The following is a 21782-nucleotide window of genomic DNA, read 5'->3' on the forward strand; positions in this document are numbered from 1 at the left end:
AAAAAATTTTATAGATCTCCGTAAAAACTTACTCAGATTATGTGATCCCTTTACTATCCCTTCAATATATGGCCCGGAACGGAGCTTGCGTCCGTCAGCCCAGGCTGCGGAGATCATTCTCGGACAGGGACGTTGAATTGTCGCCCAGAGAGAAATATCTTCCGTATCTGTTTCTGAATACTGCGGTATCTCCGCTTGTGACGGGGGAGAATGCGCCGTCGGGCAGTTCGCTGCCGCCGTCTTTAATAAAGAACAGCAGGGTATCGCCCTCCTCCTGGCTGCCTTTGCAGCCGCAGCTGTCATATACAAAACAGCCTTCCACGTTGCGGTGGGTGTACAGACCGTGGCTGCTGATGTACTCATCGGCAGGCATATAGCCGCCGTCCATGAACACTGTCAGCCTGTCTCCGCTTTTCAGATCGCCCCTGAATGCCTCCTGAACCGTGAGGTTTTCGGCAGTCATGGGAACCCCGTCAATAGAAGTATACACTATTTTATCGATTTTTGCAAGTACCACAGCGTAGGAATTATCAAACATCTGTTGAATATTTTTTGCAGTTTGCTTATCCGGCCCCTCGTTTCCCTCTATCGGTTCTGTCGGCGAATTTCCTGCTACTGCAAATTCTCCGGCATCTATTATATCACCGTTTACGTCATATGTAAAGTCGGGGGAAACCGTCAAGTCTTTGGGGCTGTTGCCTTCAATGGGACTAACAGGATGTTCTTCCATCTCCGGCGGCGATGTGGTGACTATGACTCTGTCATTCTTTGAGGTAGTGGTGACAGCTCCTGTTTTGGTTGTGGTCACCTTTGCGGAGGTAGTCCTTGCGGAGGTGGGGCGCTGTGAAGCAGCTGTGGTAGACCGGGGTCTGCTCTCCCTGGAAGTCGTTCCCGGTTTTGCGGTGGCAGTGGTCACAGCTTTGCCGTCTTTGGCTGTGGTAGTGACAGCAGCTCCGTCCTTTTCCGTGGTGACCGCCCAGGAGGTGCTTATGCCGGCGGTGGTGGGCTCGCTGTTGGTATCGGCGGTGGTATCGGCAGCTTCGGAGGTAGTCTCCGTTACTATGGGCAGAGGATCGCTTACGCCGAAATTGGTTTTGCCCTTCGGCATATGAGTGATAACGCCTATGCACACCGCAAGCATTGCCGCAGCCGCTGTGATACGCATTATTATGGGCATAACGGGCTTTTTCTGCTTTTCGGTGTCGCGTTTTCTGAATTCCTCAATGAATTCCTTTTTCTTATCGGGTTCGGGGATACCGAAGGCTTCCGAAAGTCTGAGTTTTTCCTTATCGGTCATATAAGCTCCTCCTTTCCCATATACTCCTTCAGCGAGCTGAGGATACGGTTTATCCTGCGGCTCAGGCTGAAACGCGAGATGTTATACAGCTTTGCTATGACGTTCAGGGGAACGCCGTTGAGAAATCTCAGCAATACTATCTCCCTGTCCTCGCTGCTGAGTTTGTCAAGAGCCATTTTCAGCTCAAAGCCCGAGAGAACGTCCTCCTCCATGTCCTTGCCGTCGGATTCGGTGTCGGAGAGCTCTGTGGGTTTCTTTTTGCGGAACTCATCGGTACAGAGATTGCCTGCGATAGTGTAGAGAAGCTGTAGTGTCTTGTCCTCGCTGCTGTAATGCGGGTGTTCGAGGTAACGGAGAAAGGTCTCCTGCGTCAGATCTTCTGCGGTCTCCTTATGGCGGACGCGCAGATAGCAGTAACGGTATATCTTTTCATACTGTTCATCAATATCCAAAGACACAGGACCACCTCCTCCGAAGTCTTATAAATTACATTATAACATATAATATTGTATAATGCAACAGCCGCGGCGTTATCTTCCCGTTTTGCAGAGCTTTCACGCGAAAAAGGCAGCGGCGGCTCGCCGCTTATAACATATAATATTGTATAATGCAACAGCTTCGCAGGCGGTAATGCAGAAAAAAGGGGAACCCGAGATGAGTTCCCCGAAATATCCCCCTTACAGGATATGTTTTATTAAAAATAGCGTGCAGACAGATGTTTTACATCAAAGTGAATTGAGTGCTCCGATAAATACGGGGAGTTTTGTTTCCGTATCTATTATGCAGTATACAAAAGGCCTGTCAAGGACAACGTCTTTTATTTCCTTTTGCTCGATAGGAGCAACGGCGTTTTCCCTCATTGCTACCAGTGTTGCGGCAGCAGCCTTTGTGCCGTTTTCGTCAAGCTCTATGAATGTCTTGTGGATAACAGCGCCTATGTGGATAGGATTCTTGTTGGCTATAGATGACATCTCCGAGAAGTCGGCAAAAGCATCGAAAGCTGTGGGCATACCCATTGCAACGAGCTCTTCGGACAGATCGTTATCATATTCGTAACTGAATTTCGGAAGCTCCACACGGGCCTCTATCTTATTGTCCTTGTTGCTGTTGAGAATTCCGTTGAGCTTTTCAGCGGTCAGGTTTTCGATAAAGCTGTCAACAGTGGTGTTCTCATCGGGGAGTAGAGCCGCAAAGGCATAATTGCCGCCGCTGTAGTACTTTATCATGCCGTCGGTGTCGTCGTCGCCTATGTACCTTTCGTGACTGCAAAGCATATCTGCGTCCTGCTCGGAACCGTCAGCAGCAGTGAACTTGCTCTCCTTCATGTTGTATTCAAAGTACGGTTCTTCCCACTGTGCCTCGAATGCAACGGCGTTTACCAGGTACATAACGTCGTATATGTCGATATTATCGAGAATACTCGGTATCATTCCGTGGGTCTTGTCGTTTACCCAGCCGTTTACGTCATTCAGAGTTGTCTCGTCAAAGGGCGAGATGTAGAATTCACTGTCGTAGTAGTCGATACAGTTCTGAAGGAATGTTGGACGGACCTTTATGCGATTCTCGTCATTAATCGCCCAGATAGAGTTTGCTGTGTCGATCTGCCAGTCGTTGTATTCGCTCTTGTTGTTGTTTACGGTGCGCAGACGCTGTGTGAGCAGATACTTGTTGAGCTGTTCCATTTTCATACCGCCGCCAAGTACGTTCTCCATCTCGGTGCGGGTCTTGCCGTTGGCGCCGTTTGCTGTCATAGCCAGAGCCTGCATGATGGAGTAGGGCGATATGAGCGTATTTTCGGGATCCTTGTTTTCTGCGTATGTCTTCCTGAACATCTCAACGGTGAATTCTGCCTGACTGTTGATGAATTTCTCATCGGCAGCAAGTCCGCCGGCGTGTGAAGAGCTTATGCCCGCGCAGAGATTTCTTGAATCGGGTGCATATGAGGGCTCGGGAGCCGATGCTATACAGTTTATGAGCATTTTTCTCATAGCGGACAGATCGAATACGTCCATAATGCCGTCACTGTTCACATCGCCGCCCATGGATATCGTAATATCAGTGTTGCCTCTGAGCCAGCGCTGGAATAAAACCAGATCGGCAAGGTTGAATACACAGTCACCGTTTACGTCGCCTGTTATGTATGGGGTGAGACCCGACGCGGCCGTTGCTGCTGCAGCAGGTACCGCGATACACATAGCGGTAAGAGCTGCCAGTGTTTTTCTGAACTTCATGATTATACCTCCTTAAATAATAGATTAAGCCGAGCGAAAGCACTGTTGTGCGTTTTCATATATATTAACGTTTACAGAGGGGGAAATGTGCGGCTGGAATTGTAAACATTTTGTGAACAAAACGTTTCGTGCGCAAAAAAATCGCGCTCCACTCAAAGTGAAACGCGAATATGGCTGCGGGGCTCCGCCTGTGTATGTGTTACTATCTGAATATTCTTCCGTAAGCGAAAGCAGAGTAAGCCGATTATAAAAAATGAGCGAGCTTGCAAGCGCCATCGTGGCAGCGGTCAAGCTGGCTCAGCTTGCTGGAGCAGATAACGGGGGTCGAACCCGCCTCCTCAGTTTGGGAAACTGAAGTAATAACCGCTATACTATATCTGCATACATTTATTTTAACATACTATTCCGGAAAATGCAAGTGCAAAATAAAAAAATCGGCAGCCATTTTCGGGCTGCCTGAATTTCATGTCAGAACGGGTCGAATCCTATGACCTTTGTTGCAATTTTTTCGCGGAAGGTGGTGTCGTGCTCAACGAATAACATGGTGGGGGAAAAGCGCTTCAGAAGCTCCTCTATCTGCATACGGGAAAAGACGTCGATGTAATTCAGGGGCTCGTCCCATATGTAGAGGTGTGCAGGCGTCAGGAGGCTTGCTGCTATGAGCAGCTTTTTCTTCTGTCCCTCGGAGAAGTTTTCGATATTCTTTGTGAGCTGCGAGCGTTCCGTGCCCAGCTGGCGCAGGACGGTGCAGAGCATACTCAGATCGAGACCGCGCTCCTCGCAGAGCTGCTGTATGCTGCCTCTGAGCTTTGAGGTGTCCTGATCCACATAGGATATGATGAGCCCCGAGGCAGTGTCGCATATGCCGCTGGTCGCAAAGCCCGACGGTGCGGAGGTATGTGACGCGCGGTCAAGTATGGCCTTTATCAGCGTTGATTTTCCGCAGCCGTTGGAGCCGTGGAGAGCAACTCTGTCTCCCTGCTGTATGCTGAAGGTGAGGGGCCTGAAAACAGGACGTTCGCAGCCGCTGTAGGTTACGGTGAAGTCCCTGATATCCACTATGGTCTTTTTGTGGTGGACAAGGGGCGAGAGCTTCAGATCGGCCACACGCTCGATATCGCTGAGGAGGCCTTCCTGTTCTTCGATATCCCTTGCTATGCGCTTTTCTATGTGCTTAACGCGGCTCTGCATCTTCTTGGTCTTTGCGCCGATATAGGAACGAGTGCTGATACAGCGGTCGTTTTCCTTTATGGGATCGAAGCCTATCTTTGTGCGCTCGCTTTTATCAGCCCATTCGGCGGTCTGTCTTGCAGCTTGTCTCAGCTTGCGTATCTCCTTTTTGTGCTTCTCATTCTCAGCCTCGGCAAAGCTGTCCCTGCGCTGCTTGTTCTCCCACCATACGGAGAAGTTGCCGTTCTGAACGTCTATGCTCTTTCTGTTCAGCACCAGCACATGATCGGTGCAGGCGTCCAGAAGGTCTCTGTCGTGGGAAACGAGTATGAACCCGTTTTTCGCGGAAAGGTATTCCTTCACCTTTTCTCTGGAGCTGCCGTCGAGATGATTTGTGGGCTCGTCGATGAGCCTGAAATTGTCTCCGCAGGAGAAAAGCAGGGCAAGGAGTATCTTTGTCCTCTCGCCGTGACTGAGGGTATTGAAAGGTCTGTACAGTATATCAGCTTCCTCGCCGAGCTGCGACAGCTCGATGATAAGCCGCCATTCCTCATAGTTCGGCTCAAGCTCGGAAAGGAACTCCGAGGCGGGACGTTCTGCCTGAGCATCAGTTACGCGGCAGGGAAAACAGCTGAATGCAACAGATGAAGATATGGTGCCTCTGTAGCTGTATCTGCCCATGAGCAGATCGAGAAATGTGGTCTTGCCTTTGCCGTTCCTGCCGATGAAGCCCAGCTTCCAGTCGGTATCTATTGAAAAGGACACGTTTTCAAAGACGTTGTCGGAGCTTCCTTCGTAGTAGAATGTAAGATCGTTTACAAGTATCTGTGACATATTTATTCCTCCTTTCGGCTCCCGGCAAAAAACGGGAACCGTTTGCTGCCAAACAGTTCCCGTTATGTTCCTTACCTCAGGGCGCAAAGACAGGATATGCCTGTACAGGGCGCATGGATATATATAGCACAAAAAAGAGGTTATGAGAACATAATCCACTTTTGGCAACATGATAAGACAGTATGCCTGTAAATTTCACACTGTCAGATAGATATTCATGTATTCAAAAGCGAATTATCTTTTCATCCTCACACCTCTTTCGGTTTATTCTGAAAGAATTATATCACAGTTTTCTGTTATTGTCAAGAGTAAAAAGCGGCACCTCCGCCATAACAGGCAGAGGTGCCGTGGTTAATGACTTTTGCTGCTCACCATGTTATGGAGGAGTGACTGTGTATATAGAATTCCTCCTGGCTTGGCTGCCAGCCCTTTTCCTTCGGCGGGAACTGTCTGTCAAATTCCTCCACCGCCTTTTCATCATCGCAGGGATGGTCCACATCGCTGGGACAGTAGGTCCACTTTCTGCCGTCGAGGGCGTCCTCGCGCAGTACCTTTACCAGCAGTGCGGCAGGGAAGACGTCTCCTGCAAAGCAGACGTTGTACTTCTTGCAGCTCTTGTAGCCTCTTGCAACATAATTATCGGGATTTCCGAAGTTTATTACAACGTCATAGCCCATTTCAGCCGCCTTAGCAAAGGTGTGCTCCAGCAGAGCCTTTCCGAAGCCTCTGCGCTGAAATCCGGGCAATACGCACAGCGGTCCCATTGTGAGTATGTTCTTCACATTGCCCTGCTGGTCCGTGAGCTTTGCCTTGCAGTACATAACCGAAGCGACCACCTTTCCGTCCAGTTCAAGGACGTAGTCCAGCTCGGGGACGAAGTCCTCATGACTGCGCATGATATGCACGAAATAGTGTTCAAAGCAGCCGGGTTTGGACAGGTTCCAGAATGCCTCGCGGGCAAGGTTTTCGACCTCGCGGTAGTCATTTTCGTTTTCTCTGCGGATGATATAGTCATTATTATTCATTGTTTTTTTCCTCCTGAAATAGTTGACCGGACACGGGAGGCTTGTGTGGGATAGTATTCGCAAACCGCCCGTTTACGCTGCTATCTCAGTTCTGTTATTATTTTTCAAACAACGATCTCCTTTAAAAATGTGTAAAATACGTCATTATGCGTATTTTCAAGCTGATTATAGCACGTTTTTCCATGTATGTCAAGAAAAACTGGCAGTTTTTCAGACTGCCCGCAGTGTTCGTCAATTGCCGCCGCCCTGAAGGAGCAGGCGTCTCATGCTGATAAGGTCGAAAACGTCGGTCTCTCCGTCATCGTTGATATCAGCAGCCATAAAGTCGTTAATGCCTGTATCATCTGCGTTCAGCAGCCATTTCTGCATTACCGTAAGATCGGCCACATTTATCTGTCTGTCGCCGTTTGCGTCGCCCTTGTGATGGAGCTCCGCAAACTTTTTCTTGTTGGAGTATGCGTACTCGAAGACATTTGACCCCGCATATCCGTAAATCGTGGTACAGTAAGGGATAGCCTGAAAGTTCTCGCTGTCGCCGTGTATAATACAGTCGGGATTCTCAAAGATTATCTTTTGGAGGCGATCGCAGTACTGAAAAGACATATATACATCGGTGACGTTTTTCGGTACGGTGAATTCAGTAAGACCTGTACAGAAGTTGAAGGCTCCTGAATTTATTACGGTGACGCTGTCGGGGATATACACCTTTTTAAGAGAGGTGCAGCCCGAGAACATATTTGCAGGTATCTCTGTGAAGCCGTCGGGAATGATAAATTCTTCAAGTTTTTTACAGTCGGCGAAGGCACCGTCACCAAAGCTCTTCAACGTGGACGGCAGTGTGACAGAGGTTATTTCCGAGTCATAGAAGGCATTGCTGCATATTGTAGTGACACCCTCGGGAATTAACAGATCGCCTGTGCAGGCAGTGCCGTCAAACACCATATCGTTAATGATGATAAGTCCGCCGTTTTCGTTGAGCTTTTCCAGCCACGGCGTATCAGTGAAGGCCGTGCGGGGGATATCCATTCCCGTTTTTGCGGGTAGTATGACCTCTTCAAGGGAGGAACACTGTGCAAAGGCGTTGTCGCCTATGTAGGACAGTGATGGAGGGAGTGTGACGCTCTTTAAACTGTTGCACTGACTGAAGGCATACATATCGATCATTTCCAGGCATGATGGAAGACTTATTTCTTCAAGTCCTTTACACTGTTCAAATGCCATAAATCCGATACTTCGTATACTGTCGGGAAGCTCTATGTTTTTCAGTGAAGCACAGGCTGCAAAGCACCAGGATCCTATCTCTGTGATACCTTCGGGGATATTTATTTCTGTAAGTGACGAACAGCCTTCAAAGGTGGCGTGACCGAGATCGGTAAGGCCGTCGGGTACAGCGACGGTTTCAAGTGAAGTGCAGTATGAGAAGCAGTTTGATCCCATATGCTCCACTGTGTCGGGAATGACCACCGATTTTATATTTTTATTCCTTGCAAAGGCATTGTCGGCTATGCGGTGTACACTATCGGGAATGATGAGCTCCTCGCCTGTGAAGTCCTGTCCGTCAAGCAGTACGCCGTTTATTATGAGCATACCGTCGGTTCTGGAGCTTTCCTCCCAGGGAGTCAGACGAAAGGCGTTCTTGCCTATATCCGTAAGGCTTTCGGGGATAGTCACAGTTTCAAGGGAGGTACAGTTTGCAAAAACATCGTTTCCCAGATTTTCAAGGCTCTGCGGAAGTTCTATCTCCCTGAGTGAGGAGCAGCCATTGAATGCACCCTCATAGATCGAATCCAGTCCGTCGGGGAGTCTTACCTCTTCAAGAGATGTGCAGCCGCTGAATGCATATGCTCCTATGATGTATACGAAATCCGGGATACAGACACTTTTTATACTGCGGTTATTGCAAAAGACGCCGCTCGATATTGTCCTGACAGGATATCCGTCTATGCTATAGGGAATGACAACATTCTCATCGGAGCTGTCGCACCTTGTTAAAACTACAAAACTCAATGGGCCGTTGGATTCGATCATACCGGTGAAAGTTCCGTCGGTGACTATTTTTTCATAGTCGATGAAGTACAGATTTTCTCTTGTGGCATAGCGCTCTGCGGTGGAGCCTTTTTTTCCGTATATGGTAAGGTATGAAAGGAAAGAACCTGAGTTCATGGGGATCACCATTTCCTTGTTCTCTATCCTTACCCATTCAAGGGAGCTGCGGCTGTCTGAAGTGAATGAACCGTTTCCCACTTTTTTTACGCACTCGGGGATAACTATGCCTTTGACTTTCTTGGGGTTGAAGAATACATCATCGCCTATTGCCGTAACGGGCATTCCCTCTATCTCATCGGGGAGAACAAGCTCTGGGATGATATCCTCCGTTGTTAAAATATAGCCTGTTATGGTGGCCTCGCCGTTTTCGGCGGTGTAGTGAAGATACCCGTATTCCGTCTTTATTATGTACTCCTCAGCGGAAGCAGCATATGCTGCGGCAGGGGAGAACAGTCCGGCGTCTGCGGTAACGGTTACGGGAGCAGCTATGACGGTCATTGCTGTCAGAATGGTCAGTAATCTTTTTGCTTTCATACTATCTGCCTCCCTGCTGGCAGTTGACGTTCTTCTTAACTTTATGATATCATATTCTTATGAGGATTTCAATTATTTCAGAAATTTTTATTATAAAGTGTAACACTTTACATTTTTGTCCTGAGTAAGTATAATGAAAACGTCAGAGCGACGCAGACGATTTTCAAATCAAAGGATCGGGGGAGTAGTATGACAGACAGCGAATACCGGGTATTATATGACAGATCGCCCGCTGCTGCGCAGAATGCGCTGTTCGATGAGTACCTGAACTATGTTTATTCCATAGTATACAACAAGCTGAGGAGCTGCGGCAGGGAACAGGACATAGAAGAATGTGTCAGCGATGTTTTTTCGGCGGTTTTTCTGAGCTATGACGGCAGTCAGACCGTAAACGGCGACCTGAAGGGCTTTATAGGAAAGATCGCTTCCAACAAGGCAATAAATATGTTCCATTCTCTATCAGCAAGGAACGGGCGTACCGCCTATATCGATGAGCTGGAGGGACAGCTGCCGTCGGAGGGCTCGGTCGCGGAGAACGCAGAGCGCTCGGAGCTGAGGGATATCATGATAAGGTGCATAAAAGCTCTCGGGGAGCCCGAATCCACCATGGTGATCCACAAGTATTACTATAATATGAAGTCGGGAGAGATAGGCAGAAGGCTCTCCATGCCTGCGGGGACTGTCCGCGTAAGGTGCAGCCGTGCGCTGAAAAAGCTGAAGACCATGCTGGCGGCAGAGGGCTATGAGCTGAAGGAGGGGAAGATATGAAGGACAACAAAAGGATAGGGTTTGAAGTGCTTGAAAATACAGATACGGAAAAGATAGCCGAAATGGGCGCAGATTCTCCCATAATAAGCAAGGGCGCAAGAGAAAGAATGCGCAGGCTGAGCATAAAAAAATATGAGGAGTCAGGAGGCGTCGCCGACAGGACTTCCGCAGATACGGAAAACGATGGCTATATCGTATCGGAGCCCACAGAGAATTACAGCCGTTCGGCGATAAAGCGGGTCATTACCGCTGCGGCAAGCTGTGCGGCAGCTCTGGTGCTCATCGGTACAGGCGTTCTCCTGCTGAGGAAAAAGCCGGAGGCTCCTCCCGTGATAAGCGAATCAGATGTGGTGACTGCAATAACTTCTGTCAGCACAGATCAGAAGACCTCCACCACATACGTTACAACGTCGGTCTCAACGCAGACAAGCGGAGCCGGCGGCGCAATGACTACGGTGACAACGGTGAAGCAGAAGGATTTCAATATTACTTCTCCCGTGTCGCAGGAGTATATCGATTCGGCTCGTGACAAGGTGCTGGATACGCTGATACATTCCGATCAGCAGTTATATGATATACAGTATAAGTATATAGATCTCAACGCAGACGGTGTATCCGAGCTGGCTGTGTTTTATCAGAGTGCATATTATATGCTGACGGTATATCGTTATAACGGTTCAGAGTATGTATGCGACAGGAATGAGTACGGATATGATGACGCTCTCATGTGTACCTGGATGCCAGAGATAAGCTCGGACGGCAGGTGCCTGCATCTCTACGACAAGGAGAGCGGCGGCGTGGATATTTATGTCACTATGGGCGATGATTATTCGTTGAATACGGTAAGATTCTATTACGGCACAGACTGGAAAGACTTCTATGATCACGGTGGAGATGCCGGTGGATATGCTCCTCAGAAAGCATGGTTCGTTGACCGCGAAAAAGTATCACAGAGCGAATTCAATGAAAGGCTCTCGGCATATTCACAGTACAGCTTCAGCGAAATGGGCGGATATACTTATGTGGCTGCTGAGTCAGACGGAGTCGCGGCTGAACGCCGTGAAAGCGAGAATTTTGAGCAGCGGCAGAAGGAATACGACAGAGAACACCCCCATAACTATGATTATGCTCATTTCACCATAGACAAGACCTATCTTGTGAGCAAGGGCATACTCGACAGGAATACTTCATATATGTTCGAGCATAATGACACCTACTGTGACGGTACAACAAGCAATCAGGCCTGTGGAATGGCGGATTATAACGACGTTTACTATGACGGTGAAGCAGTGGTGCTGGATGTTCACTACGGCGATAATGACTACGCTCCCTGTCATGTTGAGGTAAAAGCCTGGGGCAGCCATGAGCAGGGCTACATCGACCTGTTCAGTCTGGATATAGACTTCAGGAACAGGACGTGGACAGCAAGCAGCGACGCGGTCTACAGCTATGTAGATCTATGGTTCGATTGCCCCGGCGATTATAACAACTGAGATATAAAACAAAAGGAAGATAAAAATATGAGCCGCAGGCATTTGCCTGCGGCTTTGTTATGCTGTCAGGAGTTGATATCCTCCTCGCTTATGAGCTTGTCGTTCTCCCATTTCTGGCGTTTTGTCCTGCCGTCGGGGTATCTGAATATACCGTCGCCGTGACGCATATCCCTGTCCCAGCCGCAGTCAAGTATGCAGCCGTTCCTGTAGTGATAGACTCCGCGGCCGTGTCTGAGGCTCACAGAGAAAGCGCCGTCGTATCTGTCGCCGTTGCTGTAGTAAAAGACGCCGATACCGTCCTTTACGTTGTCCTTCCACTGGCCTTCGTATCTGTTGCCGTTCTTGTAGCAGTACACGCCTGTACCGCAGCGCATATCGTCCTCGAACTCGCCCTCGTATTCGTTGCCGTCGGCCCAGGTGAATTTACCCTTGCCGTGCTTGAGGCCTTCCTTGTAGCCTCCCTCGTATCTGTCGCCGTTATTGTAGGTGAACACGCCCTTGCCGTGGAGCTTTCCGTTGAAGTCCACCTCGCCCACATAGGTGCCGTTGTCAAATCTCACTGTGCGCTGTGAATCGGGAGAGGGCTTTGGTGTACCGCTTATGAGCTCCTCGCTGACCATTTTGCCGTTCATATATACGCGCTTGTATACGCAGTTGTCGCGCTGTCTGAGTTCAGCCTCGCCGAACAGCACGCCGTCCACCCATTCGCCCTCGATAACGTCGCCGTTTTCGTAGGTGTAGACGCCGTGGCCCTGGTATTTGTCCCTGCTCCACGAGCCCGCATATTTAGGCCGTCCGTTCTCGTAGTATTCGGTGCCTTCGCCGCACCGCCAGCCGTTTTTCCACTGGCCGTCGTAGTCCACCTTGCCCGACTGCTTGTACTGCTTTCCGTTTCCGTGGAATTTGTCGTCGCTGAATTCGCCTGCATACACAAGAGATTTGCATACGTCGTCATCGCCGTTGTCTTTGCCGATATCGTAATATCCCTTGGCATATTTCCTGCCGAAGCCGCAGAGCCTGCCGTCCTTCCATTCGCCGTCGTATTCGATCTCCAGGTCGTTTATAAAGACTCCGTGACCGTCAGGCAGCCTTGCATGGCCCACATGGCCCGAATATGTGCCTGTTCCGAGGGTAGGACTTGAAAAATGGATATTGTTTGCGATACCGTTGCTAACCTTTAAAAAATCCAACATTCCCATAGTATCAGAATCCTCATTATCATTCCGTACCATCAGTGATGATACGCCGTGTATGCTTGGTATCACCGAAGCATATCTCTTTTTTGAATATTGTATCATATTCCGATAGTAAAGTCAATATTTGAAGTGTGTCCCGAGCCGTTCCTGCCATATAAAATATATGAGGACGTACAAGGCGTGAAAGCGTTAAATATACGGAAATATACGCTGTTCCGTCGAAAACGCGACTTATAGATATTTCCTATGGGTAATCATAATCCTTTCGTATTGGACAAATGCCTATAGGTATGGTATGATTAGTTCATCGAAGAAAACAGGAGTGATAAAAATGAAAAGTCACAGACAGATAATCAACTCGGAGCGAATGCGATGTTGCCGCTGAACCCGGGGAAAAACAATAAGAGGATATGAAAGAAATAATGTGATGAAAGGTTAGATAAATATGAAAAAGAAACTTACAGCTATTTCCGTGATCGCAGCTCTGTCACTGCTTACAGGCTGCGGCGCATTCAACAACAATTCGGGCACTGCTGACGTAAGCTCGGAAAAGAGCGCAGACACCACTGCGGCAGAGGATACAAAGGACTGCTGCGAGGATAAGGCCAAGGACTGCTGCGAAGATGAGCCTGCCGACTGCTGCGGCGACAGCGCAGAGGCAGTTATCGGACAGCCCGAAAAGACGGATATAAACATCGGCTATCTCAACTCTACGGCGCATCTCCTTGCATTCGTTGCTGCTGAGGAGGGCTACTTCAAGGAAGAGGGACTCAAAGTTACTCTTACACAGTTCTCCAGTGCTGCCGAGCTTGTGAACGGCCTTGAATCCGACAAGCTTGACGCTGCCTTCATCGGCTCTGTACCTACTCTTACGTTCCAGAGCCAGGGACACGATGTTTCCATATTCGGCGGAGCAATGACCAACGGCCACGGCTATGTCATCAAGTCTGAATTCACCGACAAGGACGAAGCAGGCGTTGAGATACTCAAGGGCAGGAACGTTGCTTCCGTAAAGAACAGCGTTCAGGACGCAGAGCTCCAGATACTCCTGAAGGACGCAGGCATCGAGATAGGCGAGGGCAAGGACAAGGTCAATATCGTTTACTTTGACAGCCAGAAGGACGCTTATGCAGCCCTTATGAACAAGTCCATCGACGCAGCTTCCGCTTATTCGCCCTATACTTCACTTGCAAAGTCACAGGGCTACAAGGTAGTCTACTACTGCGCACATGAGGAAGCGCTGAAGAACCAGCCCTGCTGCCGTCAGGTCGCAAAGACATCTGCGATCAAGGACAATCCCAATACATATACAGCTCTTGAACGTGCATTCATCAAGGCCTATCACTTCACCCAGACCGATCACGAAAAGACTGTCAAGGACGTAAAGAAATACATTGATATAGAAGAGGAATTCATCGACACAGAGGTTTACGGCGGCTTCAGCGTATCGAGCCCCGATCCCGACAAGAAGGGTACCCTCACACTGAAGGATACTATCATAGAGCTTGGCTACACAGACGATTACGATATCGAACCCTACTACAACACCGATATCTACAAGGCTGCTCTTGAAAGTATCATTGCGGAGGGATCCGACGATATATATGATTCTCTGAAGGAGCATTTTGATGACTACGAATAAGATCGAGATCAAGGATCTCACAGTAAACTATATAGAAAACAAGCGAAGCTTCAACGCTCTGCATGACGTTTCTTTCGGCGTTGCCAAAGGAGAGTTCGTCAGCGTTATCGGAGCCAGCGGCTGCGGAAAGTCCACTCTTCTCAGTGTGCTTGAGGGGCTCTATGCCCCCGCAGGCGGTTCCGTTCAGATCGACGGCAAGGAGCTTCACGGCACGGGCACCGAGCGCGGAGTAGTTTTTCAGCATTACTCCCTGTTCCCGTGGATGACAACAAGGAAGAATATCGAGTTCGGCATAAAGCAGTCCCGCCGCGATGTCAAGCGCAGCGAACGTGCGAGAATAGCCGATGAATTTCTTACAAAGGTGGGACTTACAGGCTTCGGAAGCAAGTATCCCTCACAGCTGTCAGGCGGTATGCAGCAGCGTGCGGCTATTGCAAGAGCGCTTGCTATGGATACTGAGATACTCCTCATGGACGAACCCTTCAGCGCCATCGACGCAAAGAACCGCGTTATATTGCAGGATCTTCTCCTGAAGCTCTGGGAGGGCGACGGCTCCGAGGAGCGCAAGACAGTTGTATTCGTTACTCACGATATCGACGAGGCCATACTGCTCTCGGATAAGATAGTTGTTCTCACAGCTCACCCGGGCACTGTTAACGAAGTGGTGAACGTTCCCTTTGAGCGTCCCCGCAGGCGTGAGGACTTAGTCAAGACAGACGAATACGGAAAGTTCCGCAACAGGCTGCTGTCACTTCTCTACAGCGATATTGCCGAGCGTATCGGCGGAGATGAGGTGGTATTATGACGCTGAAGAAACGATACCTCCGCATAACTCATCTGCTGTTCATAGTATTGCTGCTGATACAGCTTCTTCCCGACAGATCAACAAAGGAGGTCTTCACAGGCTCGCTTATAACCTTTGCGGTGGGACTTGAAGTCATCGTACTTGCGGCTTCCTCGTTCATCAAAAAGGAGGAAAGCCTGTCGCTGCTGCTGGATATCGCAGGCTTTGTGTATGTGCTTCTGGGAATATGGTCGCTGGCCACTGCAAAGTACAACATACTCAACGATCTGCTTTTCCCTGCACCGGGCAAGGTGATACATCAGTTCACCGAGGACAGGTCGGCTATAGTCACAAATATAGTAAGCTCACTGGGAACTACAGTCAAGGGCTTCCTGCTGGCTTCTGCCGTTGCCATACCGCTGGGACTGTTCATAGGCTGGAGCGCAAGAATAGGCGGAGCTGCCACATATATCACCAAGTTTTTCAGCTCCATACCTCCCATAGTTTACATACCCTACGGCATAGCGCTTCTTCCCACATTCAAATCCGTGTCCGTATTCGTTATCTTCCTGGCCACATTCTGGCCTGTATTCGCAGGAACCATGAGCGGAGTCCTGGGCGTTGACAAGAAGATAATCGACTCGGCAAAGGTGCTCAACGTCAGCAAGCCCGAAATGCTGTTCAGAGTCATACTTCCCGCGTCCTTGCAGCAGATATTCCTGGGCTGCAATCAGGGACTCAGCGTGTCATTCATACTTCTCACATCTGCGGAGATGATAGGCGCAAGGGACGGTATGGGCTACTATGTCAAGTATTATTCGGACTTCGGCGACTATACACGCACTATCACAGGACTTCTGGTTATCGGCTTCGTGGTAATTGCAGTAACATTCCTGTTCAACAAGCTCCAGAGCCGTCTTTTAAGGTGGAAACGGTAAGCGCAGAGCCGTCTGTTAAGGTGGAAAAAATGGAAAAATACAAGATGATAAAGCCGGAGAGCGATAACTGTTCGTTCTTTGGCTTTTTTTATTTCGGGTTGCAGGGGAGCCCTCTGGGCGTCCGCCGTACAGCAACGCATATCCGAAGGGGCGACGGAAACAACGGTCTGCCAGGGGCTGCCATTACATATTATTCTCCCTTTCTTTCTTACACTGTTACTTTGAGTATAATACCGCAAACAATAAACTACAAGTAAGGAAGTAAGAAAGAAAGAGTGAAACATTGTTTCAGTACCCGGGCTTTGGATTTATCTGCAACGGTATTAACGGTCTGCCAAAGGCTGCCATTACATATTATTCTCCCTTTCTTTCTTGCACTGTTACTTTAAGTATAAAAGCACAAACAATAAACTACAAGTAAGGAAGTAAGAAAGAAAGAGTGAAACATTGTTACAGTTCACGGGCTTTGGATTTATCTGCAACGGTATTAACGGTCTGCCAAAGACAGCCCTGCGATCTGAGTTCTGATAACAGCAAAATCTATAAAACCTACAGGAATAATAGAATATTTCTATAACTATCGCTGAATATAGTCTGAGCCTATTGACTTTCTTTATAGGCTGTGCTATAATACATACAGTTCCGATAGGAATACAGAGATTAATGAAAAGGAGTGCTGAACATGAGAAACAATATGATGTGTTGTATGCAGTGTTGTTGTTGTATGAACAAGTCAAACGATATCCGTATTCTGCATACCTATGCTCAGCGATGTTGCGTCATCTCCTGACTTTAAGCGAGTAATATGTTATGCGCAGGATGCGAATGTCATTCTGCGCATTTTTTATGTTTCGGAGGAAATTATGGTCAATGAGAGAGAAAGCGTAACAGCTAAGATATGCGCCTTTGTGAGAGCCTGGCATTCCAACAGGGCGCGTCAGAAGATATACGACGACTACCTTGCATATGATATGCTGGGCAAGGAGGAATACGACAGCATTTACGAGCTCATCAGCAGCGGACTTGACGGTTCACTCAGTCTGCAACGGGAGGACACGGAGCAGGTCATAAGCGAGTATTTCGCTCCCATACCCCTTTCGAGGATACACTTCAACGAGAGCAGGCTTATGGACTTCGCAAGGGAAAACGGAAAGATACAGTACGTTATCTGCGGAGCGGGCTCCGATACGTTTGCCTTCCGCAATGACAACGAGGATATCGAGGTCTTCGAGATAGACCACCCCGACACCCAGCGCTACAAGCTTGAAAAGATACGGGAGCTTGAATGGAATATCCCCGATAATGTGCATTATGTGCCCGTTGACTTCGAGCGCGAGCGAATGTGCGGCAAGCTTATGGAAGCAGGCTTTGATCCTGAGAAAAAGACCTTCTTCAGCATACTGGGCGTTACCTATTATCTTGCGCTGGACGTATTCACCGATACTCTCAGGCAGATGGCGGAGCTCTCGGCTCTCGGCAGCGTGGCGGTATTTGACTATCCCGTAAAGACAGGGGAGTTTCCCAGAAGAGTGGCAAAACTTGAACAGATAACGGAGTCCATGGGCGAGGTCATGCGCGGCGGATACGACTACAATGAAGTGTCGCGGGCGCTGTACTCCCTGGGCTTCCAGATAGACACCTATATGCCGCCCGAAAAGGTGCAGAAAAAGTACTTTGACGGCAGGCAGGACGGCCTCAGGGCATTCGAGAACGTTAGCCTGATCTCGGCCACCTACACCGCAGGCTACGATTACGAATAAACAATTTGCAGGGGCGGAAATCATTCGCCAGCAAAAAACATTCGGGCGGATAGTGTCCGCCCCTACAGAAAAGGAGAATTATTATGAGCAATTTTAAAAATACAGAAACAGCACTTATCCACGGAGGCATATCCATTGACGAGCGCACAGGCGCTGTGAATATCCCCATATACCAGACCTCCACCTATAAGCAGGACGGTCTCGGAAAAATGCGCGGATATGAATACTCCCGCACAGGCAATCCCACCCGCGAGGCTCTTGAGGCTCTTATCGCCGAGCTTGAAGGCGGTGTGGCAGGCTTTGCTTTCGGTTCGGGCATGGCAGCTCTCACAGCGGTGCTCAGTCTGCTCCACAGCGGCGACCGTGTACTTATTTCCAGCAACGTTTACGGCGGCACCTTCCGTCTGCTGAGCAAGGTCTTCGACCACTTCGACATCACCTACACTATCGCCGATACCACCGACCTTGCAGTATACGAGAGCCAGATAAGCTTCGACGTAAAGGCGGTCATCATCGAGAGCCCTGCAAATCCGCTTATGACAGTTACCGATATAAAGGCAGTTGCGGAGGTCTCCCACAGACACGGACTTCTCGTCATCGTGGACAACACCTTCATGACACCCTATCTTCAGAAGCCCCTTGAGCTGGGCGCTGATATCGTAGTTCACAGCGCTACAAAGTACCTGGGCGGCCACAGCGACGTGGTCTCGGGACTGGCAGTTGTGAATTCGCAGGAGCTTGCTGAGAAGATAGCCTTTATCCAGAACTCCACAGGCGGCGTTCTCGGCCCCTTTGACTCCTTCCTGCTTATCCGCGGCATAAAGACCCTTGCAGTCCGCATGGACAGACACGTTTCCAATGCGGAAAAAGCTGCAAAATATCTTTCAGAACACAAGGCTGTGAAGAATGTTTACTACCCCGGACTTGAAAGCAGTCAGGGTTATGAGATTAACCGCAGACAGGCTAAGAACGGCGGAGCGATGATATCCTTCGAGCTCCATGAGAACTATGACATAAACATCTTCTTCGAGAGCCTGGAGCTTGTATCCCTTGCCGAGAGTCTCGGCGGCGTTGAGTCCCTTGTATGCCACCCCGCATCAATGACTCATGCTTCCATTCCTGCGGATATACGCAGGAAAGTCGGCATAACCGACGGACTTATCCGTCTTTCTATCGGTATAGAGAATATTGAAGATATTCTTGCGGACATTGAAAAAGCTATTGCAAAATCGGAGAGAAAGTGAGATAATATATATGAGATACTATGATTCAATGCAGTCTCTTATCGGAAATACTCCGCTTGTGAGACTTGGAAATATAGTTCACGATGAGGGCGTCAGCGTTTTTGCGAAGCTGGAGCTCTACAATCCCTCGGGCAGCGTCAAGGACCGCACGGGTCTCTACATGATAGAGGACGCCGAGCGCCGCGGACTTCTGAAAAGCGGCGGCACCATCGTTGAGGCTACCGCAGGCAATACAGGTCTTGGCATAGCCTTTGCGGCTCTGAACCGCGGATATAAGATCATATTCGTGGTTCCCACAAAGTTCTCGGCGGAAAAGCAGTCTCTCCTCCGCGCACTTGGCGCAGAGGTGGTAAATACTCCCCGTGAGGAGGGAATGCTGGGAGCTGTCAGAAAGGCGGAGGAGATAAAGGCGCAGATACCCGGTTCTGTATCCCTGGAGCAGTTCAAGAATCAGAGCAATCCCCTTGCACACTACGAGACCACAGGCCGCGAGATATATGAAGCTCTCGACGGAAAGATAGACTACGTCGTGGCAGGTGCGGGAAGCGGCGGCACCTATACGGGAATACTCCGCTATATCAAGGAGCGCGTTCCCTCAGCAAGGGGCATACTTGCCGACCCCGTAGGCTCTACTATGGGCGGCGGCGAGCACGCCGACTACAACATCGAGGGCATAGGCAATGATTTTATTGCCGAGACAATGGATATGTCCCTTGTGGACGATGTGATAAAGATCAATGACGCGGAAGCCTTCGATACGGCCCGTCTGCTGGCAAGCTCCGAGGGAGTTATTGCAGGCTCCTCCTCGGGAGCGGCTATGGCGGCTGTGCTGAAGCTTGTAAAAAGCGGCGCGAAGGGGAATATAGTAACGGTCTTTCCCGACCGCGGCGACCGCTATTTCAGCACGGGGCTTTACGATTAGTCTGTATGGGAGAATATACCCTTTCGTAAAAAGAATGGAGAATTTTTATGACTTTACAGCAGCTTAAATACATACTTGCAATTTCCGAGACAGGTTCGATGAACAAGGCGGCGGAGCAGCTCTATGTTTCGCAGCCCTCCCTTACCTCCTCCGTTCAGGAGCTGGAAAAGGAGATAGGCATTAAGATCTTCAACCGCAGCGGCAGGGGAGTGACCCTTACCAACGACGGCGTCGAGTTCATACAGTATGCCCGTCAGGTCGTTGGACAGTTCGATGTGCTTGCGGAAAAGTATATCAGCAAGGGAAATGTGAAGAAGAAGTTCGGTGTGTCCACACAGCATTATTCCTTTGCGGTCAAGGCTTTTGTGGAAATGGTCAAGGAGTTCGATACTGCGGAGTATGAGTTCGCAGTGAGAGAGACCAAGACTGCCGAGGTCATAAGCGACGTCGCCACCATGAAGAGCGAGATCGGCATTATCTACCTCAACGACTTCAACCGCAAGTCCATGACAAAGCTGCTGCACTCAAACGGTCTGGAGTTCCATACGCTGACAAAGTGCAGTCCATTCGTGTATCTCTGGAAGGGTCACCCCCTTGCAAATGAGAAGAAGATCACCTTTGAGCAGCTGGCCGATTATCCCTGCCTCTCCTTTGAGCAGGGCGACAACAGCACCTTCTATCTTGCGGAGGAGCTTCTCAGCACCGCCGACTATCAGCGTACCATCAAGGCCAATGACCGCGCCACAATGCTCAATCTCATGATAGGCCTCAACGGCTACACGCTGTGCTCGGGCATCATCTGCGAGGAGCTCAACGGCTCGGATTATATAGCCGTCCCCTTTGAGGACGAAAGCGACGAGGTCATGGAGATAGGCTATATCACCCTTAAAAACGTCATTCTCAGCGAAATGGCCGAGATCTACATCGACGAGATAAAGACTTATCTCAACATATAAGCAAAGCTTATAACTCGGAATAACCCTTTGGTATTGGACAAATGTACCATGAGGGTGTATAATTAAAACATACCAAACAGATATATTAAATATGAATATGGAGGATAAATACAATGAGCAGAGATATCAATAATAAATTCTGGGACGAGGAACTCGAAACCCTTCCCCGTGAGGAACTGGAAAAGAAACAGCTTGAGGATCTGAAGGAGATCGTTAAGTTCGCATACGACAACGCCCCCTACTACAAGCGTTCCTTCGATGAAGCAGGCGTTAAGCCCGAGGACATAAAGACTCTCAAGGACATTGAGAAGTTCCCCTTCATCAACAAGAAAACACAGCGCGACACTCAGGGCGTAGGCTCCTTCCTGGGCGAGCTGGCAGCAGTTCCCGAGGAGGACGTAGTATTCATCTCAACATCGTCGGGCTCCACAGGCGTTCCCACCATGAGCCCCTTCACCAAGAAGGACTTCGACGAGTTCCAGGAGACCGAGAGCCGCTGGTTCTGGCAGATAGGAATGAGACCCAACGACCGCTATGTACACGCCCTCAACTTCTCGCTCTACGTCGGAGGTCCCGACGTAATAGGCGCTCAGAACCTGGGAGCATTATGTATCTGGGGCGGCACTCTCCCCAGCGAGAGACTTCTCTTCATACTGAAAACATACCAGCCCACAGTCATCTGGACATCGCCTTCCTACGCTTGGCAGCTTGGTGAAAAGGCTCTCAAGGCAGGCTACGATCCCAAGAAGGACTTCAACATCAAGAAGATCATCGTTGCAGGCGAGCTGGGCGGCTCTATCGACGCTACAAGAAAGGCTATCGGGGATATATGGGGAGCCGAGGTCTTCGACTTCTACGGCCTGTCCGATATATTCGGCGCCTGCGCCGCACAGTGCGAATACCACGACGGTCTCCACATCGCAGAGAACCATATCCTCGTTG

General features: G+C 49.4%; 18 protein-coding genes and 1 tRNA gene. 11 read left to right on the plus strand and 8 right to left on the minus strand.

All coding sequences use genetic code 11. The features are described from left to right. Nucleotides 1-94: 94 nt before the first annotated feature. The 7 genes from Q0Y65_RS06685 to Q0Y65_RS06715 all read right to left on the minus strand — a co-directional run bounded on the left by Q0Y65_RS06685 (nt 95) and on the right by Q0Y65_RS06715 (nt 9137). Nucleotides 95-1297: a hypothetical protein gene (locus Q0Y65_RS06685; RefSeq protein WP_297958412.1), complete on the minus strand. Its 1203-nt coding sequence runs from the start codon at nt 1295-1297 to the stop codon at nt 95-97. Next, nucleotides 1294-1755, minus strand: a complete 462-nt coding sequence (locus Q0Y65_RS06690; RefSeq protein WP_297958413.1) for an RNA polymerase sigma factor — start codon at nt 1753-1755, stop codon at nt 1294-1296. Before Q0Y65_RS06690 ends, Q0Y65_RS06685 begins: the two co-directional genes overlap by 4 nt. 267 nt (nt 1756-2022) lie before the next feature. Continuing rightward, entirely contained in the window at nt 2023-3528 is a 1506-nt protein-coding gene (locus tag Q0Y65_RS06695) for a serpin family protein (protein ID WP_297958414.1), read from the minus strand. A gap of 306 nt (nt 3529-3834) precedes the next feature. After that, a tRNA-Gly gene (locus Q0Y65_RS06700) sits at nt 3835-3909 on the minus strand. A gap of 87 nt (nt 3910-3996) precedes the next feature. After that, a complete protein-coding gene (gene abc-f, locus Q0Y65_RS06705) occupies nt 3997-5532 on the minus strand; it encodes a ribosomal protection-like ABC-F family protein (RefSeq protein WP_297958415.1) in 1536 nt (511 codons plus the stop codon). A gap of 368 nt (nt 5533-5900) precedes the next feature. After that, entirely contained in the window at nt 5901-6557 is a 657-nt protein-coding gene (locus tag Q0Y65_RS06710; protein ID WP_297958416.1) for a GNAT family N-acetyltransferase, read from the minus strand. Nucleotides 6558-6788: 231 nt separating this feature from the next. Further along, entirely contained in the window at nt 6789-9137 is a 2349-nt protein-coding gene (locus Q0Y65_RS06715; RefSeq protein WP_297958417.1) for a leucine-rich repeat protein, read from the minus strand. Nucleotides 9138-9326: 189 nt separating this feature from the next. Here Q0Y65_RS06715 and Q0Y65_RS06720 point away from each other — a divergent pair, with 189 nt between their 5' ends. Further along, a complete protein-coding gene (locus Q0Y65_RS06720; RefSeq protein WP_297958418.1) occupies nt 9327-9905 on the plus strand; it encodes an RNA polymerase sigma factor in 579 nt (192 codons plus the stop codon). Then, on the plus strand, nt 9902-11398 hold the full coding sequence (locus tag Q0Y65_RS06725) for a hypothetical protein (protein ID WP_297958419.1): 1497 nt from the start codon (nt 9902-9904) through the stop codon (nt 11396-11398). Before Q0Y65_RS06720 ends, Q0Y65_RS06725 begins: the two co-directional genes overlap by 4 nt. A 65-nt stretch (nt 11399-11463) precedes the next feature. Here the strand turns inward: Q0Y65_RS06725 and Q0Y65_RS06730 are convergent, their stop codons facing one another. Continuing rightward, a complete protein-coding gene (locus Q0Y65_RS06730) occupies nt 11464-12663 on the minus strand; it encodes an MORN repeat-containing protein (protein ID WP_297958420.1) in 1200 nt (399 codons plus the stop codon). Nucleotides 12664-13039: 376 nt separating this feature from the next. On the opposite strand from Q0Y65_RS06730, the gene Q0Y65_RS06735 reads away from it, so the two are divergent. From Q0Y65_RS06735 to Q0Y65_RS06775, 9 genes are all read left to right on the plus strand, one after another. Then, on the plus strand, nt 13040-14236 hold the full coding sequence (locus tag Q0Y65_RS06735) for an ABC transporter substrate-binding protein (protein ID WP_297958421.1): 1197 nt from the start codon (nt 13040-13042) through the stop codon (nt 14234-14236). Next, on the plus strand, nt 14223-15041 hold the full coding sequence (locus Q0Y65_RS06740) for an ABC transporter ATP-binding protein (protein WP_297958422.1): 819 nt from the start codon (nt 14223-14225) through the stop codon (nt 15039-15041). The genes Q0Y65_RS06735 and Q0Y65_RS06740 overlap by 14 nt, the downstream gene beginning before the upstream one ends. Next, complete coding sequence (locus tag Q0Y65_RS06745; protein WP_297958423.1) at nt 15038-15958, plus strand: ABC transporter permease; 921 nt, start codon at nt 15038-15040, stop codon at nt 15956-15958. Before Q0Y65_RS06740 ends, Q0Y65_RS06745 begins: the two co-directional genes overlap by 4 nt. 29 nt (nt 15959-15987) lie before the next feature. Beyond that, nucleotides 15988-16215 carry a hypothetical protein gene (locus Q0Y65_RS06750; protein WP_297958424.1) on the plus strand — a complete coding sequence of 76 codons (228 nt, stop codon included), beginning with the start codon at nt 15988-15990 and terminating at the stop codon, nt 16213-16215. A 606-nt stretch (nt 16216-16821) separates the two neighbouring features. Beyond that, nucleotides 16822-17718, plus strand: coding sequence for a class I SAM-dependent methyltransferase (locus tag Q0Y65_RS06755; RefSeq protein ID WP_297958425.1), 897 nt, complete (start codon nt 16822-16824; stop codon nt 17716-17718). A gap of 83 nt (nt 17719-17801) precedes the next feature. Beyond that, nucleotides 17802-18962 (plus strand): PLP-dependent aspartate aminotransferase family protein, encoded by a 1161-nt coding sequence (locus Q0Y65_RS06760; protein ID WP_297958426.1) that lies wholly within the window; start codon nt 17802-17804, stop codon nt 18960-18962. Nucleotides 18963-18972: 10 nt separating this feature from the next. After that, entirely contained in the window at nt 18973-19884 is a 912-nt protein-coding gene (locus Q0Y65_RS06765; protein ID WP_297958427.1) for a PLP-dependent cysteine synthase family protein, read from the plus strand. A gap of 47 nt (nt 19885-19931) precedes the next feature. Beyond that, a complete protein-coding gene (locus tag Q0Y65_RS06770) occupies nt 19932-20840 on the plus strand; it encodes a LysR family transcriptional regulator (RefSeq protein WP_297958428.1) in 909 nt (302 codons plus the stop codon). Between the two features lie 113 nt (nt 20841-20953). Beyond that, nucleotides 20954-21782 (plus strand): phenylacetate--CoA ligase family protein (locus Q0Y65_RS06775; RefSeq protein WP_297958429.1); only part of this gene is annotated, 829 nt, incomplete at its 3' end.

It is taken from the genome of uncultured Ruminococcus sp. (assembly GCF_947301925.1).
GTDB lineage: Bacteria > Bacillota > Clostridia > Oscillospirales > Ruminococcaceae > Ruminococcus.